The sequence below is a fragment of the Shinella sp. H4-D48 genome (assembly GCF_022637395.1).
GTDB lineage: Bacteria > Pseudomonadota > Alphaproteobacteria > Rhizobiales > Rhizobiaceae > Shinella > Shinella sedimenti.
Genome location: NZ_CP093338.1, coordinates 863,251 through 877,655, shown reverse-complemented (window position 1 = coordinate 877,655; position 14,405 = coordinate 863,251). Strand labels below are relative to the sequence as shown.

Sequence of the window (14,405 nt, the reverse complement as noted above, 5' to 3'; positions counted from 1 at the left end):
GTCGCGCAGGATCAGCCCTGCATGATTTCCTTGAACTTCGCGAACCAGACGCTTTCGTTTTCGACCTGCACCTTGGACGAGATGCGGATCAAATGCTTGAAGGCTTCTTCCGTCGTCGGATAGGACGGATCGTTCGCGAGGTCGGCAGGCGGCGTGAGCCCTGGGACCACGCCAGGGAGCCCGAGCCCGTCGAGCCATACCTGCTGCGCTTCCTTGTCAAGTGCGTGGTTGATGTACTGCTTGGCCCAGTACAGCTCGTTCTCCGGGAGGCCCTTCGGGATCCAGAGACCGTCCGTATCGAACTTGGCCCCCTCCTCCGGCACGACCCATGCGAGTTCGATGCCGTTCTTCTTGGCTTCACGGGCATTCGTGGAAATGGTGCAGGCGGCGTCGATTTCGCCCTTCTGGAACCAAGTCGTGAAGTCAGGGTCTTCACCGAGCAGCGGCTGCTGTTCCTTGATCTTGGCAATGAAATCCCAGGCCGGCTGCATGTTGCCGGGGATGTCCTCGAGCTTGCCGCCGCCGGCGACCTGGGCCGGGAAGTGGAACCCGATGCCGTCGTTGTAAAGCGCGATGCGGCCCTTCAGCTTCGGGTCGAGCAGATCCTTCCACGACGTCGGCGGACCGTCCGGGAATGCTGAGGGGCGATAGGCCAGAACGTAGACGTAGCCATAGGTGTTGACGATCGGATAGCCATCCAGGCCAACCGGCTTTGCCAGATCGGTGGTGTTCTTCAGGTTGGGCAGGTCGGAAAGGTCTTCCGTCACGCCGCGCAGCGCCGATTTGGTGGCGTTCGTCGTGGTGTCCCAGTTGACGTGGATCGGCGGTACACGCTTTTGCGCGACAGCGGCCCAGACCTTCGGCTGAATTTCATTATCTTCGGTCAGATCATGACGAACGGCGATACCCGTCATCTTGGTGAAGCTGTCGGACACGCCTGCCTTCAGGCTGTCGACCCAGCTTCCGCCCCAGGCGCGAACGATGATTTCTGATGGTTTTTCCGGCTCCTGCGCGAAGACGCGTGTGGCGCCGAGCGGAGAAAATACGGTGGCTGCCCCCGCAGCGGCGATCGTGCCGAGAACCGAACGACGGCTCACGGGCATCGAGAGAAGTTTTTGGTCGGACATGCTGTTCTCCTCAATTCGGGCTATGGTTATTGCCAAAGACGTGCATGTCCTTGGGATTCCAGCCGACAAGGACCCTCTCGCCCGGCAGGAATTGCGTGTGACCGATGGGATCGTGGTCGAAGACTCGGAAGGACACGCCGCCGAGTTCGGCAACGTTCACCTCGTAGACCATCCGCTCACCTTCGAAAATAGCGTCGATGATTTCGCCCGTGAAGCGGAACGTCAGGTCAGCCAGTTTTTCGGGCGCCGCAGCGACGCGGATCTGCTCGGCACGGATTGCGCCCGAGCAGGACATTCCCGCCTTGATTTCCGGGCCTGAGCCGACGGAGATGCCGCTGAGTTCGTGTCCCGCGCAACGAAAAGCCACCTCGTTTCCGGAAACGGAGGTGGCGGGTCCTTCCAGGAAATTGGTGACGCCGATGAAGTTCGCGACGAACGCATTCTGCGGCGTGCGGTAGGCCGTGACGGGGTTCGCCCGCTGCTGGATCAGGCCGTCATTCATCACGATCACTTCGTCTGAAACCACCATTGCTTCCCGCTGATCGTGCGTGACGTTGATCGTCGTGACCCCAAGCTCCTTCTGGATGCGGCGGAATTCGAGCTGCATCTCCTCCCTCAGCTTGACGTCAAGCGCTGCCAGCGGTTCGTCGAGAAGGAGCAGGTCGGGTTCGAAGACAAGGGCGCGGGCGATAGCGACGCGCTGCTGCTGACCGCCGCTCATCTCATGGATGCGGCGTGAGCCGAAGCCGCCGAGTTTGACCAGTTCGAGATATCGTTCCACCTGATCGGCGATGGTGCGGGCATCATGCCGGCGCATCTTTAACGGAAAGGCGACATTTTGTGCCGCCGTCATGTGCGGAAACAGGGCAAGTTTCTGGAAAACCATGCCGATGACGCGCTTGTGTGGTGGCACGGCGCTGACCGGCTGCCCGCCGATAAAGATTTCGCCCGAGGTCGGCTTGCCGAAGCCTGCAATCAGCCGGAGCAGCGTGGTCTTGCCCGAGCCCGAAGGTCCAAGGATAGTCAGGAACTTGCCTTTGGGGACGTCGAAGGAAGCATCGCGGACGGCGTAGAAATCGTCGTAGCGCATGCTGACATTCTTGACTGAAACGGCGGCCTGCGCGGCTGCGCTCTCCCGCGCACCATTTGAAAGGTTCATTCAGTCCCCCTTGATATTCTTTTCATTCAAGCCCTCGGGATGTGGCTGCCGTAAGAGGTCGGCTATTCATGTATATACATAAATAGCCTCCATGTGTCAATCTTTTAAGCTGTTTTCGCCGATGCATAAAATTTGTGCAATTGCGAACTTTAAGCCCGTTGTTTTGCTTTTTCCCGGTCAAATAGAAGCGAGAAAGCCGCCGTCTACCGGTATGCAGTGCCCCGTAACATAGGCGGATGCCTCGCTGCAAAGGAACACGACAGCGCCGCCGATATCATCATCCTTCCCGAAGCGCCGCTGTGGGATTTTCGATATCATTCGGTCCTGCCAGTTGGCGTCCTGATAGAAATCGTCCGTCATGGCGGTGCGGAAATAGCCCGGCGCTATGGCGTTCACCCTGATGCCTGCGGTCGCCCATTCTGACGCCAGCGCCCGCGTCATGCCCAACAGACCGGATTTGGAAGATGTGTACGGAACAGCGGTCGGAATGCCTACATAGGATGTCAGCGAGCAGAGATTGACGATGCTTCCGCCTTCCCCTTGCTCCGAAAGCGCCCGCGCCACCGCTTGCGACCAGAAGAACGCGCCCTTGAGATTGGTATCGACGATGGCATCCCAGAGGGCCTCGTCCACATCGACGGACGGGCTGACATTCTCAAAGCCGGCATTGTTTACCAGGATGTCGATCCGCCCGAATACTTCCCGGCAGCGCGCGACGGTGGTGGCGATGGAAGTGAGATCCCGCACGTCCTGGGCTCCCACATGGCATTTGCGGCCCCGGTCCACGACCTTGGCTCGTGTCTCAACGAGAGAGGCCTCGCTGCGCGCAGTGATGAACAGGTCGGCGCCCGCCTCCGCCAGCGCTACGGCAATGGCTTGTCCCAGTCCGCGGCTTGCGCCGGTCACGATCGCGACCTTGCCCGTTAGCGAGAATATCGATCGGCCCATAAGCGCCTCCCTGCGTCGATCAGTCACAATGAAACACCATTTCCAAAATATGTCTATACATGTTCTTTGTGTTCTTCATGTCTATACATAAGGCGTGATCCGTGCATTATGCTCCACACACAAGATGAGGAGCCCCGATATGAGCGAGCGCGTACTTCCCGTAAGAACCGAAATGGAGCGAATTCCGCCCTATAATTCAGGCCTTACCCTGGCGGAAGTGCGCTCCACCTATAAAGTGGAGACCATATCCAAGCTCGGGTCGAACGAGAACCCGCTTGGCGCATCGCGGAACGTCACCGATTGCCTCACATCATCCGGAGATCTTTTCCGCCTTTACCCGGATCCGCAGGGCCGCGCGCTCTGTGAGGCGCTTTCCGCCAGGTTCGGGGTGGCGCCTGAACAGATCGTGCTTGGCAACGGGTCAGAGGATCTCATCGGCGTGATCTGCCGGGCGACGGTTCGCGCCGGCGACGTGGTTACGACGCTTTACCCCTCCTTTCCCCTCCATGAGGACTACGCCGTCCTGATGGGCGGAAATGTCGAACGCATCACGATCGGGCCGGATCTTGAAGTCGATCTCCCGGCTCTTCTGGCCGCGGCCCAGCGCGCGCCGCGCATGATCATGTTCTCCAACCCGATGAACCCGGTCGGCTCGTGGCTGCGCCGCGAGGGCATGCAACAGATCATTGATGCGGTATCCGACGAGACGCTTCTGGTGATCGACGAGGCCTATGTCGAATATGCCGAAGGCCCCGACTATGTTTCGGCGCTCGAGGACCTCAAGGCCAGTTCCAGGAATTGGGTCATTCTTCGCACTTTCTCAAAGGCTTATGGGCTTGCCGGGCTCAGGATCGGCTTCGCGATCGCCGGAGACCGGCGGATGGCGGACTACTTGAACCGCGCCCGCACGCCCTTCAACACGAACGCCATCGCCCAGGCCGCTGCCCTCGCCGCGCTCGATGACGACACGCATCTTCAAGAGACCGTCAACCTTGCGATCCGTGAACGCGAGCGTGTCGAACGCGTGCTCGTTTCCCGAGGCTACCGGGTTGCGCCATCGCGCGGCAATTTCCTGTTCTTCGATTGCGGCGGTAACGCTGTGCAATTCGGCGAGATGCTGCTCGGCAAGGGCGTCATCACGAAACCCTGGAAGCAAGAAGGCTTCGAAACGTTCGTGCGCGTCAGCATGGGCCTCGCATCCGAGAACGATCATTTTCTCGCGTCTCTTCCGCAATAAGGAGCCTGTCCGTCAGCCAGACGAGGCCGGCGTGAAGGTCGCCACGACAGCGTGCTTTTCGGCAGGATAGGTGAAGCGGACGACGGTGACTGGGCCTTGGTCGCTCCATGTTCGCCTCTCCACCACAAGGCATGGCGAGCCCTTGGCTATGTCGAGGCGCCGGGCGATGTCAGCGTCGGCGGCGATCGAATAGATCTTGTGTTGCGCCGTCGTCCAGGGAACCTGCAGGCGCAGCCATTGTCCGGGCGGAATGTGCGTGAAATCGACTGCCCGGGCTTTCGGCACGACGTCGAGATTGATCAGCCGATGCTCCCAGCAGAACGGCGCATCGCCGGCAAAATGTGTGCAGGCGATTTCCTCCACGTCGATGTTTTTCGACAAGCCGAAACGCGCCAGGTCGTGTTCATTCGCGTTGCGCGCCGATCGGTCCACAAGCTTGAAAGCATATTTCTGCTTGAGCGCGAGGACCTCGGCTTCGATGTCATGGATTTCGAGGATGGCAGCCTGCGCGTTCGGTTGCTTCACGAAGGTGCCCGTCTTGCGATGCCGCTCGATCAGGCCAGCGTCCGCCAGCCTCGTCAGCACCTTGTTCACGGTCATGCGCGAAACGTTATAGGACTTCGCAAGGTCGACCTCGAACGGAAGCTTGAAGCCCGGCGGCCAATCGCCGGACACGATGCGTTTTTCAATGTCGGTCAGTATCTGTTGGTGCAGGCTGGCAGCGGAAGATTTCTTGGGCTTCATTCGGTGACCATACGTTTAACGCTGCGACAACTGTAACGTTCAATGGCACGAAGTGATCTGGCGCGCCAAGCAATTAATACGCGCATATAGCCCGTTCCAGCCGGGCGCAGATCATGCGGCGCCATCCGGCGAGATTAGTCTCAAGGCGCACTCACCTTCCTATGGAAGAACTTGCCTCTGTGACAGAAAGACGGGTTGCGGACAACTGGGCTCGCCCGTATCTGATCTTGTCTTGATACGCGTTCTTCCGGGGAGGAAATCAGGTGGGCCTGTCGCAAAATCTCGTTCGTCGGCTGGAAAATCCGGCCTTGTTCCAGGCCATTGCCGATGGCGCAGGCGCGGCAACGTTCGAGGTGTTCAATCCGTCAACGGGGCAGGTCCTCGCAACGCTTCCCGATATGGGCGCGGACGAAACGCGGGCGGCTATCGAGCGGGCCGCCGTCGCACAGACAGAATGGGCCGCGCAGACCGCGCGCGAGCGCTCTGATACGCTGTGGCGCTGGCACCAGCTGATCGTGCAGCATACCGACGATCTCGCCATCATTCTCACCGCCGAGATGGGCAAGCCGCTTGCAGAAGCGAAGTCCGAAGTCTCGCACGCCGCCGCCTACCTGCAATGGTATGCCGAAGAGGCGAACCGCATCTACGGCGAAACGATATCGGCCCCTTCGCGGGACCGGCGCATGATGGTCATCAAGCAGCCGATCGGCGTCGTGGGCGCCATCACGCCCTGGAATTTCCCGGCCTCGATGGTGGCGCGCAAGATTTCGCCGGCACTTGCAGCAGGGTGCACGGTTGTCCTGAAGCCCGCCGAGCAGACGCCGCTCGTTGCCGGCGCCATGTTTGCGCTTGCCGAGAAGGCCGGATTCCCAGAGGGCGTGGTCAATCTCATCTATGCGTCGGAGGGCGATGCGGTCGGCCGCGAGCTTTGCAGTCATCCGAAGGTGCGCAAGATCAGCTTCACCGGCTCGACGGAGGTTGGGCGCCTGCTGATGCGACAATGTTCCGACCAGGTGAAGAAGCTCAGCCTGGAGCTTGGCGGCAATGCACCCTTCATCGTTTTCGACGATGCGGATGTGGATGCCGCGGTCGATGGCGCCATCCAGGCGAAGTTCCGCAATGCCGGGCAGACCTGCGTTTCGGCCAATCGGCTCTATGTCCAGGCCGGCGTCCATGACGAGTTCGCCCGCAAGTTCACCGAGCGTGTCGGGACGCTGCTGGTCGGCGACGGCTTCGACCCGGCCGTCTCGATCGGACCGCTGATCGATGACCGCGCGCTCGCCAAGATCGAGGCGCATGTCGCCGACGCCGTGGCCAAGGGCGGAAGCATTCATTGCGGTGGCCGGCGGGCTGACGGCGTGGGCACCTTCTATGCGCCCACGGTCCTGACCGATGTCACGCATGATATGCGCGTTGCTCAGGAGGAAACCTTCGGCCCCCTCGCCCCGATCATCCGTTTCGAGGATGCGGACGCCGTCGTGCGGGAGGCGAACGATACGATCTACGGGCTCGCGGCCTATTTCTACGCCTCGAACCTCAGCCGCGTCTGGCGGGTCGCCGAGGCGCTGGAATACGGCATGGTCGGCATCAATACCGGGCGCATGTCCTCCGAAGCCGCGCCCTTCGGCGGCGTCAAGCAGTCGGGCATGGGCCGCGAAGGCTCCCGCCACGGGCTGGAGGATTATCTCGAGATGAAGTATCTCTGCATGGGCGGGATTTGACGGACGGGGTCAGCAGGCACCCTGCCCTGTTTCCTTCCGTCAGGTGAGACCGGCATGCGCGCGGATGTCAAAATTCAGCGCTGGCAAAGCCGATAGAATGTGGATTGCCCGCCGAAACGCGTAAGACGGCACGGCGCTGCGGCTGGATTGCTTCTGAAGCCGTCGAAAAGAATCTATACAGTATCTATAGAATGTGATTTTTTACCCGCGTTAACCTGTGCGACCTGAAACCACCTTCGGCAAGGAGCAGACGACATGGGTACGATTTCGTCGACGCTCGACCATCCCTCGCACCCGGCAGCCGTCATCGGCACGGAGGACGAGGCCTTAACGATCATCCGCACCCTTGCGGATGTGTTCGGCGGTGCCGCCAGTGAGCCCGGCAGGGCCGAGTTGCGGCTGGAACTGCTTTCGCGGTCCGGCCTCTTCGGCATATCCGTACCCACCGAGAATGGCGGCATCGATGTCTCCAACACCGTGCTTGCGACGGTCTGCTGGGAGGCTGCGGCGCGCTCCGCCCCGCTTGCCGAAATCCTGGCGGCGCATTTCGTCGGGCTGGAATGTCTGCGCAGTCATGGAACGGAGGGGCAACGAAAGACCGTGTTCGCCGCCGCGCTTGCCGGGGCACGTGTCGCGCAGGGCGCCGCGCGGTCGGGTGAAGCCCTGCCGCTCGTTTCGAATGGCGTTGCCTTGCGGCTCGGCGGTGAAGTGTTCTGCACGCCGTGCGCCCGCCATGCCGATTGGATGCTGCTGCCCGTGCAGACCGGCGGCCGGGCTGTGAAGCTTCTGCTGCCCGTTCGCTCCGAGGGTGTGCATTTTGTTGCAAATACCTGCGAGCCCGCGCCGGGAGCCGCGCAGGCGGCCGAACATGTTCTGTTGAAGGATGTCGCGACGGAACCGGATTTCCTGCTTCAGGCGACGGGCGACGCTGCGTCCGTCGGGGTTCCCCGTTCGCTCGGCCTGCTTCTGGAGGCGGCGTGCCGGCTGGGCGCTGCGAGGGGCGTTCTGGAACGGCTTCTGGATGCGGGCGACTCCGATCCTCTTGCGGTCGGGCTGTTCACCTCCCGCCTTGCCGCCACGGAAGCGATCATCGCGGATGCAGGGCGTGCCATTGACGCGGCACAGATCGGCCTCGCCGATCAGCATCGGATAAACGCGTTTCAGGCATCCGCGTCCGCGCTGGCCTCCGCTCAGGCGGTGGCGCATGTGGCTGCATCAGCCGGCCAGGAGCCTCCGGCCGATGTTCAACTCACCGCTCAGGCGATGGAAGCGTTGCAGCAAAGCGGACGGATCACGATCGACGCGCACAGGAACGGCGCGCCGCGGGACGATTAGGGCCAGCTCCGCCGTCCTAATCAGCCAACCAGCTGCTCGCGCCCATCTTCGTCCTCGATGATCGCCGCGGCGCCCGGCACCGCAACGAACTGCTCGAGCGTCATCGTGTCTAGGATGGAAGCGATGGCGTCGCGGACATCCGTCATGGCGCGGCGGACCTGACAGGTCTCCGGATCGGCACAGTCCTCGCAGGCCTCATAGGCCGTGCGGCTGGCACAGCGGATGGGCGCCAGCGGGCCGTCGAGAACGCGGATTGCGTGGCCGATACGAATCTCGGATGCTTGATGTGAGAGCGAATAACCGCCGCCCGGGCCCTTCTTGGAGCGCAGCATGCCGGCATTGCGCAGTTCCAGAAGGATCGTGTCGAGAAACTTCTTCGGGATATTGTTGCGCAGAGCGATTTCGCTGACGAAAGCCGTTTCGCCCGGCTGAAGCCGTGCGAGGTCCACAAGGGCCTTCAGACCGTATTTTCCCTTTTTCGTCAGCATTCTTGCCTGCTTTCCATCAGCACCTATGCGTCACGTGCCGCATGTTCGCGCACGCCGCGTTTCCTCGTCGTCTTCGGGAAGATCGACCGGTTCCCCGTTGACGGGTGATTCCGGCTCATTCTAGGCACCGAAGTGCGAAAAACATATAAAAACGGTATAATTTATTTACGGCATGGGCCGCAAGAAAATTGGTGCTTGTGTCAAGCTCTTAGGTCGTTTTCATGCGATCCGTGCCCATTCGGCACCATCTTTGGCGATTTCCCGTGGCCGGTGCCGCCTGATGCCTGCCGTTGCGCCGTCATAAGCATTGCTCGACCCGGTTTTCACGGCGCGCGTGCAAAACGCAAAAGCAATCGCGGCTAGCCATCAAGATTGAGGCGAAAATTTCTCTACTAAAATTATTGATTATGTAGCTTTGAGTGACCGGCCCGCAAAGACAGGGCGACGGCAATTTGAGGAGAGGACCATGACCATTACCCGCAGGACCCTGCTGGCCGCCACCGCCGCCCTTGCGATGGCGACGTCGTTCAGCACCGCCCACGCCGCCGATGTGACGCTCAATATCGGCTATCAGCCCATTGTCGAGCCCTCGCGTGTACCGCAGGCCGACGGCACGTACGAGAAGGCGACCGGCGCCAAGATCAACTGGCAAAAGTTTGACGGCGGTGCCGATGTCATCGCCGCGATTGCATCCGGCTCGCTCGATATCGGCTATGTCGGTTCTTCGCCGCTTGCGGCCGCAGCAAGCCGTGAATTGCCCATCGAGGCGATCTTCGTCGTCGGGCTGATCAGCGAAGCCGAGGCGCTCGCCGTCAAGTCGGTCGAAAAGTCGGAAGACCTGGTCGGCAAGAAGATCGCGACGCCCTTCGTCTCCACCGCGCATTACAGCCTCCTGACCGCGCTCAAGCACTGGAATGTCGATCCCAAGTCGGTCGAGATCCTCAACCTGCGCCCGCCGGAAATCGCAGCCGCCTGGGAACGCGGCGATATCGAAGGCGCCTATGTCTGGGATCCGGTGCTGGCACAGCTGAAAAAGAGCGGCAAGGTGCTGGCGACCTCCGCGGATGTCGCCGAATGGGGCGGCCCGACCTTCGACGCCTGGATCGTCAGCAAGAAGTTTGCGGAAGAACATCCCGATGTCGTGACGGCCTTCGTCAAGGTGACTGGCGACGCGACGGCGGCCTATCGCGCCAACCCGGATGCGTGGAACGCCACGTCGCCGGAAGCCGAAAAGATCGCCCGTCTCACCGGCGCCAAGCAGGATGAGGTCCCCGCCCTGCTCAAGGGCTATATTTTCCCGACGCTCGAAGAGCAGGCCGGCGAGCCGCTTTTGGGTGGCGGAACGGTGAAGGCGGTGGCCGATACGTCGGCCTTCCTGCTGGAGCAGGGCAAGATCCCGGCCGCGCTGTCCGACTACAAGCCCTACGTCTCCACCCGCTGGGTGACGGATGCGGCAAAGCTCGTCAACTGACGCGCGACAATCCTGCGGCGGAGATGGCCCGGTCGCGCAAATGCGCCGCCGGGCCACCGGCTGAACCCCTTTCCTTTCCGGAGGTTTCATGAGCATCCTGACATTCCGCGACGTGTCGCTGCGTTATCCGCCGCAGCCGGGCCGCAAGGGCGCGGTTGAAAAGCGTGTCCTCGACGGCATCAACCTGCAGGTCGCCTCGGATGAACTCGTGGCCGTCATCGGCCGCTCGGGCTCAGGCAAGACAAGCCTGCTCAACCTCGCGGCCGGCTTCCTGGCACCGAGCGCAGGTACGATCACCGTGGACGGCGTGCCGGTGCGCGGGCCGGGTGCCGACCGCGCTGTCGTCTTCCAGGACGATGCGCTCTACCCCTGGCTCGATGCGCTCAACAATGTCGCCTTTCCTCTCAAACTCAAAGGTGTGCCGCTTGCGGAGCGGCGCGCGCGTGCGCAGGCGCTGCTCGACCGTGTCGGACTGGCGGATGCCGGCGACCGCAACATCTGGGAACTGTCGGGCGGGATGCGCCAGCGCGTCGGCATCGCGCGGGCGCTCGCGGCCGAACCGCGCTTCCTGTTGCTGGACGAACCACTCGGCGCGCTCGATGCCTTGACCCGCACGCGCATGCAGGAATTCCTGCTGCGCATCAAGGCCGAAAGCGGTGCGGGCGCGCTTCTGATCACCCACAGCATCGAGGAGGCGCTGCTGCTCGGCACACGTGTCGTCGTGCTGTCTCCCAATCCGGGCCGCCTTACCGCCGAAATCGAGGCCGGCTTCAACGCCGAGGTGCGCGCGGGCGCTTCTGTCGCGGCCGTGAAAGCCTCGCCGCTCTTCAAGCGCATGCACGCCGGGCTGACCGGCCTTATCCATTCCGGTGACGACGAGGAGCTCGCGGCATGACATTTTCCACCGATATCGAAACCCTCGCCCCCGCGACCGACGCTGAAATCGGAGAAAAGGCGTCGGCCGGACGTCCCGTTCCCGTCGCCGTCATTTCCGCGATTACAATCACAGCAATCATCGGCGTTTGGGCGCTGGCGTCATACTATGCGCTCGTTTCGCCCGTCTTCCTGCCCTCGCCCCGGCAGGTCGTCATTGCGCTTTACAATCTCATTGTGACGGGCTTCGTCGATGCGACGCTCGCCGAGCATGTCGGCGCCAGTCTCTACCGCATCTTCGGCGCGCTGATCGCATCGATCCTGATCGGCATACCCGCCGGTATCGCCATCGGCACCAGTCGCGTCGGACGCGGCATTCTCGATCCCATCGTGGAATTTCTGCGCCCGCTGCCGCCGCTTGCCTATCTTCCGCTCATCATCATCTGGGTCGGCATCGGTGAGGCGTCGAAGATCACGGTGATCGCGCTTTCCATGCTGCCGTCGATCATTCTTTCGACCTCCGCCGGCGTGCGCTCCGTCTCGAAGGATCACGTGAACGCGGCGCGCTCGCTTGGCGCCACAAGGCGGCAGGTGCTGGCCGAGGTCGTCCTCCCAAGCGCCGTGCCGTCGATTCTGACGGGCGTGCGCATCGCGCTCGGCGCCGGCTGGACGACGCTGGTCGCGGCTGAACTTGTCGCCGCAACGAGCGGCATCGGCTTCATGATCCAGTCGGCCGCGCAGTTTCTCGTCACCGATATCGTGATTGCCGGCATCGTCGTGATCGCCCTGATCGCTATCCTGCTGGAATTCCTCGCGCGGCTGATCGAGCGTCGGCTGGTGCCGTGGGCGGCGCATCGCTGATGCTCAATTGAGCATCAGTCCGGTATTCGACACGGCCGCCGAAAACAGGCGGCCGTCTTTCGTTGCGGCGAAGGCCGCACGTTCTTTCAGAAGTTCGAGGAAGTCGTAGCCCGCAGCCCAGCGGCCGAAGCCGCTCGCGATATTGATGTGGCCGGCCTCGCCGATATCGATCAGATCGCTGCCCCAGTCGTCCGCTGTCTTCTTGAGCCGGGAGACCGGCATGTAGGGATCGTTCAGGCTGCCGACGACAAGAGAGGGGAACGGCAGGCGCGCTGTCGGCATCGTGCCGAACCGGATGATACAGGGATGCATCGTTTCCGTCGTGTCGAGGTCGCAGGGCGCGACGAGCAGCGCACCGCGAATGCGGGACGCGATGGGGCTCTGTGCGAGATGCGCGGCCAGCACGCAGCCGAGGCTGTGGGCGACCAGCCAGACGTCATGGCCCACCCGCTCGATATCTTCTTCCACACGGCCGAGCCAGCTCTGTCGCTCCGGGCAGGTCCAGTCATATTGCTCGACCACGCGGCTTTGCGGATTATCACGCACCCAGTGCCGCTGCCAGTGGGCCTCCGGCGAACCGTTGAGGCCCGGCAGGATCAGCGTATCTAGCGGAATATCGATCGAGCGCATCGCGCAATCTCCTTCGCAAATCGGAATGCTTGCGATGATGCGCGCGAAGGCCGCGAAAGATAAGAAAGTCCCTCCTATTGTCCTGCAAATCCATAGAATTTCCTTGCAGAATGGCTTAGCCTGTGACGAGGCAGCAAACGGCAAAACCCCGGGCATTGAACCCGGGGTGTGCGTACCGATCGGGCGATCAGCTGTGCGTGATCTTCGTGCCGAGCACGTTCAGGCACTCGCGCATGAAGGCGGCGAGACCGGTCCAGCCCTTTGCCGAGACCATGTTGCCATCGACATAGGCCTCGGTGGGCTTTACGTCGATATAGATGCCGCCGACGGCGGTCACTTCGGGCTCGCAGGCGCCGAGGCCGGCGACCTTCTTGCCCTTCAGCACGCCGGGCACGGCCATCAGGATCTGCACGCCGTGGCAGATGGTGAAGATCGGCTTTCCGGTCTCGTGGAAATGGCGCACCATGTCCTGCACGCGCTTGTCTGTGCGGATATATTCCGGGCCGCGTCCGCCGGCGGCGTAAACGGCGTCATATTCCTCGACGCGCACTTCGGAAAAGGTCTTGTTGATGTCGGCATAGTGGCCGAGCTTTTCGGTATAGGTCTGGTCGCCTTCGAAATCGTGCAGCGAGGTCTTGATGCGGTCACCGGCCTTCTTGTCCGGGCACACGACGTGCACCGTGTGGCCGACAGCCTCCATCCCCTGCTGGTAGACGTAGATTTCGTATTCCTCGGTGAATTCGCCGGTCAGCATGAGGATTTTCTTGCCGCTCATGTCTTGTCTCCTTGTACGTGGTTGTCGTGGTGTGCCCGGCCGAAGCCGGGCACGGGTCTGCGATCAGAACGGGGATGCGGGGAAGTAGAACTGGTCCGCATTCTCCGGCGTGATGAGCGGCGCGCCGAGCAGGAAGGAGCCGCGCATCGGCGCCTGTCCTGCGAACTGGGCGGCCGTCATGTAGATGGCCGACTTTATCATCGACGGCGGATAGGGTGTCGAGATCGGTGTGCGCTCGTTCTTCTCCTTCACCATCTCGATGACCTGCTTCATGCCGTTGCCGCCGAGCGCATATTTGATGTCCTTGCGGCCGGCATTGTCGACGGCCTCGAGCACGCCGAGCAGCATGTCGTCGTCATTGGCCCAGACGGCATCGATCTTCGGATATTTCGCCAGATAGTCCTGCATCAGCTTGAACGCTTCGTCCTGGTTCCAGTTGGCATACTGGATGTCGAGGATCTTGATGTTGGACTTGGCGATGACATCCGAGAAGCCCTTGATACGCTCGTCGTCGATGACAGTCGGAATGCCGCGCAGCACGACGATCTGCCCTTCGCCGCCGAGCTTGTCGACCAGCCAGTGCGCGGTGTTGGCACCCACCGCGATATTGTCACCGGCGACATAGAGATCCTGCACCGCCGGGTCCGTCAGGCCGCGGTCGACGACCGAGATGAAGGTGCCCTTCTGCTTGATCTGCTCGACCGGCCCTGTCAGTTCCTCCGACGTGAAGGGCAGGATGACGAGCGCGTCGAGCTTGCGGCTCGCCGAGAGGTCTTCCAGCGCGGAAACCTGCGCGGTTGCAGAGGATGCCGTGGACAGGACGACGTCGATGTTCGGGAACGCGGCCTCGATTTCCTTTTCGGCCTGCTCGGCGTGGTAGACCACGCCCCCCGTCCAGCCGTGGGTCGCCGCCGGTATCGAAACGGCGATCGTTACCTTGGCGTCTTCGGCCTGTGCGCTGCCGAGCGGCAGGGCGATCGTCAGTGCAACTGTTGACAGCAACAGTGCGGCTTTCTGCATGATAGACTTCATTTTC

The 14,405-nt window shown here is 61.9% G+C and carries 14 protein-coding genes; 6 read left to right on the top strand and 8 right to left on the bottom strand.

Annotation, left to right across the window (positions count from 1 at the left end; all coding sequences use genetic code 11):
• Nucleotides 1-11: 11 nt before the first annotated feature.
• The 3 genes from MNR02_RS21110 to MNR02_RS21100 form a co-directional block, all read right to left on the bottom strand.
• On the bottom strand, nt 12-1,127 hold the full coding sequence (locus MNR02_RS21110) for an ABC transporter substrate-binding protein (RefSeq protein WP_241603447.1): 1,116 nt from the start codon (nt 1,125-1,127) through the stop codon (nt 12-14).
• Between the two features lie 10 nt (nt 1,128-1,137).
• Nucleotides 1,138-2,286, bottom strand: a complete 1,149-nt coding sequence (locus tag MNR02_RS21105) for an ABC transporter ATP-binding protein (protein ID WP_241949222.1) — start codon at nt 2,284-2,286, stop codon at nt 1,138-1,140.
• Nucleotides 2,287-2,463: 177 nt separating this feature from the next.
• A complete protein-coding gene (locus MNR02_RS21100) occupies nt 2,464-3,234 on the bottom strand; it encodes an SDR family NAD(P)-dependent oxidoreductase (RefSeq protein ID WP_241949221.1) in 771 nt (256 codons plus the stop codon).
• Nucleotides 3,235-3,373: 139 nt separating this feature from the next.
• On the opposite strand from MNR02_RS21100, the gene MNR02_RS21095 reads away from it, so the two are divergent.
• Nucleotides 3,374-4,471 carry a histidinol-phosphate transaminase gene (locus tag MNR02_RS21095; protein ID WP_241603439.1) on the top strand — a complete coding sequence of 366 codons (1,098 nt, stop codon included), beginning with the start codon at nt 3,374-3,376 and terminating at the stop codon, nt 4,469-4,471.
• Nucleotides 4,472-4,483: 12 nt separating this feature from the next.
• Here the strand turns inward: MNR02_RS21095 and hutC are convergent, their stop codons facing one another.
• Complete coding sequence (gene hutC, locus MNR02_RS21090; RefSeq protein WP_241949220.1) at nt 4,484-5,215, bottom strand: histidine utilization repressor; 732 nt, start codon at nt 5,213-5,215, stop codon at nt 4,484-4,486.
• A gap of 263 nt (nt 5,216-5,478) precedes the next feature.
• On the opposite strand from hutC, the gene MNR02_RS21085 reads away from it, so the two are divergent.
• Nucleotides 5,479-6,936 (top strand): NAD-dependent succinate-semialdehyde dehydrogenase, encoded by a 1,458-nt coding sequence (locus MNR02_RS21085; RefSeq protein ID WP_305854557.1) that lies wholly within the window; start codon nt 5,479-5,481, stop codon nt 6,934-6,936.
• A gap of 255 nt (nt 6,937-7,191) precedes the next feature.
• Nucleotides 7,192-8,271, top strand: coding sequence for an acyl-CoA dehydrogenase family protein (locus MNR02_RS21080; RefSeq protein WP_241949219.1), 1,080 nt, complete (start codon nt 7,192-7,194; stop codon nt 8,269-8,271).
• Between the two features lie 20 nt (nt 8,272-8,291).
• Here MNR02_RS21080 and MNR02_RS21075 read toward each other — a convergent pair whose 3' ends face one another.
• On the bottom strand, nt 8,292-8,759 hold the full coding sequence (locus MNR02_RS21075) for an Rrf2 family transcriptional regulator (protein WP_241603430.1): 468 nt from the start codon (nt 8,757-8,759) through the stop codon (nt 8,292-8,294).
• A 466-nt stretch (nt 8,760-9,225) separates the two neighbouring features.
• Between MNR02_RS21075 and tauA the strand changes: the two genes are divergently transcribed.
• From tauA to MNR02_RS21060, 3 genes are all read left to right on the top strand, one after another.
• Entirely contained in the window at nt 9,226-10,230 is a 1,005-nt protein-coding gene (gene tauA, locus MNR02_RS21070; RefSeq protein ID WP_241949218.1) for a taurine ABC transporter substrate-binding protein, read from the top strand.
• A gap of 88 nt (nt 10,231-10,318) precedes the next feature.
• Nucleotides 10,319-11,125 carry a taurine ABC transporter ATP-binding protein gene (locus tag MNR02_RS21065; RefSeq protein ID WP_241949217.1) on the top strand — a complete coding sequence of 269 codons (807 nt, stop codon included), beginning with the start codon at nt 10,319-10,321 and terminating at the stop codon, nt 11,123-11,125.
• Entirely contained in the window at nt 11,122-11,964 is an 843-nt protein-coding gene (locus MNR02_RS21060) for an ABC transporter permease subunit (RefSeq protein WP_241949216.1), read from the top strand. Before MNR02_RS21065 ends, MNR02_RS21060 begins: the two co-directional genes overlap by 4 nt.
• A gap of 3 nt (nt 11,965-11,967) precedes the next feature.
• On the opposite strand, the gene MNR02_RS21055 is transcribed toward MNR02_RS21060, so the two are convergent.
• The 3 genes from MNR02_RS21055 to MNR02_RS21045 all read right to left on the bottom strand — a co-directional run bounded on the left by MNR02_RS21055 (nt 11,968) and on the right by MNR02_RS21045 (nt 14,401).
• On the bottom strand, nt 11,968-12,594 hold the full coding sequence (locus MNR02_RS21055; protein ID WP_241949215.1) for an alpha/beta hydrolase: 627 nt from the start codon (nt 12,592-12,594) through the stop codon (nt 11,968-11,970).
• A gap of 187 nt (nt 12,595-12,781) precedes the next feature.
• Nucleotides 12,782-13,369: a DJ-1/PfpI family protein gene (locus MNR02_RS21050; RefSeq protein WP_241603414.1), complete on the bottom strand. Its 588-nt coding sequence runs from the start codon at nt 13,367-13,369 to the stop codon at nt 12,782-12,784.
• A 63-nt stretch (nt 13,370-13,432) separates the two neighbouring features.
• The gene (locus MNR02_RS21045; RefSeq protein WP_241603411.1) at nt 13,433-14,401 is read right to left on the bottom strand and encodes a substrate-binding domain-containing protein; all 969 of its coding nucleotides are present in this window, start codon (nt 14,399-14,401) and stop codon (nt 13,433-13,435) included.
• Nucleotides 14,402-14,405: the final 4 nt, after the last annotated feature.

What these genes read in the sequence shown, in the direction of transcription:
- MNR02_RS21110 (WP_241603447.1), bottom strand. Translation starts at nt 1,127, where the DNA reads ATGTCCGACCAAAAACTTCTCTCGATGCCCGTGAGCCGTCGTTCGGTT.
- MNR02_RS21105 (WP_241949222.1), bottom strand. Translation starts at nt 2,286, where the DNA reads ATGAACCTTTCAAATGGTGCGCGGGAGAGCGCAGCCGCGCAGGCCGCC.
- MNR02_RS21100 (WP_241949221.1), bottom strand. Translation starts at nt 3,234, where the DNA reads ATGGGCCGATCGATATTCTCGCTAACGGGCAAGGTCGCGATCGTGACC.
- MNR02_RS21095 (WP_241603439.1), top strand. Translation starts at nt 3,374, where the DNA reads ATGAGCGAGCGCGTACTTCCCGTAAGAACCGAAATGGAGCGAATTCCG.
- hutC (WP_241949220.1), bottom strand. Translation starts at nt 5,215, where the DNA reads ATGAAGCCCAAGAAATCTTCCGCTGCCAGCCTGCACCAACAGATACTG.
- MNR02_RS21080 (WP_241949219.1), top strand. Translation starts at nt 7,192, where the DNA reads ATGGGTACGATTTCGTCGACGCTCGACCATCCCTCGCACCCGGCAGCC.
- MNR02_RS21075 (WP_241603430.1), bottom strand. Translation starts at nt 8,759, where the DNA reads ATGCTGACGAAAAAGGGAAAATACGGTCTGAAGGCCCTTGTGGACCTC.
- tauA (WP_241949218.1), top strand. Translation starts at nt 9,226, where the DNA reads ATGACCATTACCCGCAGGACCCTGCTGGCCGCCACCGCCGCCCTTGCG.
- MNR02_RS21065 (WP_241949217.1), top strand. Translation starts at nt 10,319, where the DNA reads ATGAGCATCCTGACATTCCGCGACGTGTCGCTGCGTTATCCGCCGCAG.
- MNR02_RS21060 (WP_241949216.1), top strand. Translation starts at nt 11,122, where the DNA reads ATGACATTTTCCACCGATATCGAAACCCTCGCCCCCGCGACCGACGCT.
- MNR02_RS21055 (WP_241949215.1), bottom strand. Translation starts at nt 12,594, where the DNA reads ATGCGCTCGATCGATATTCCGCTAGATACGCTGATCCTGCCGGGCCTC.
- MNR02_RS21050 (WP_241603414.1), bottom strand. Translation starts at nt 13,369, where the DNA reads ATGAGCGGCAAGAAAATCCTCATGCTGACCGGCGAATTCACCGAGGAA.
- MNR02_RS21045 (WP_241603411.1), bottom strand. Translation starts at nt 14,401, where the DNA reads ATGAAGTCTATCATGCAGAAAGCCGCACTGTTGCTGTCAACAGTTGCA.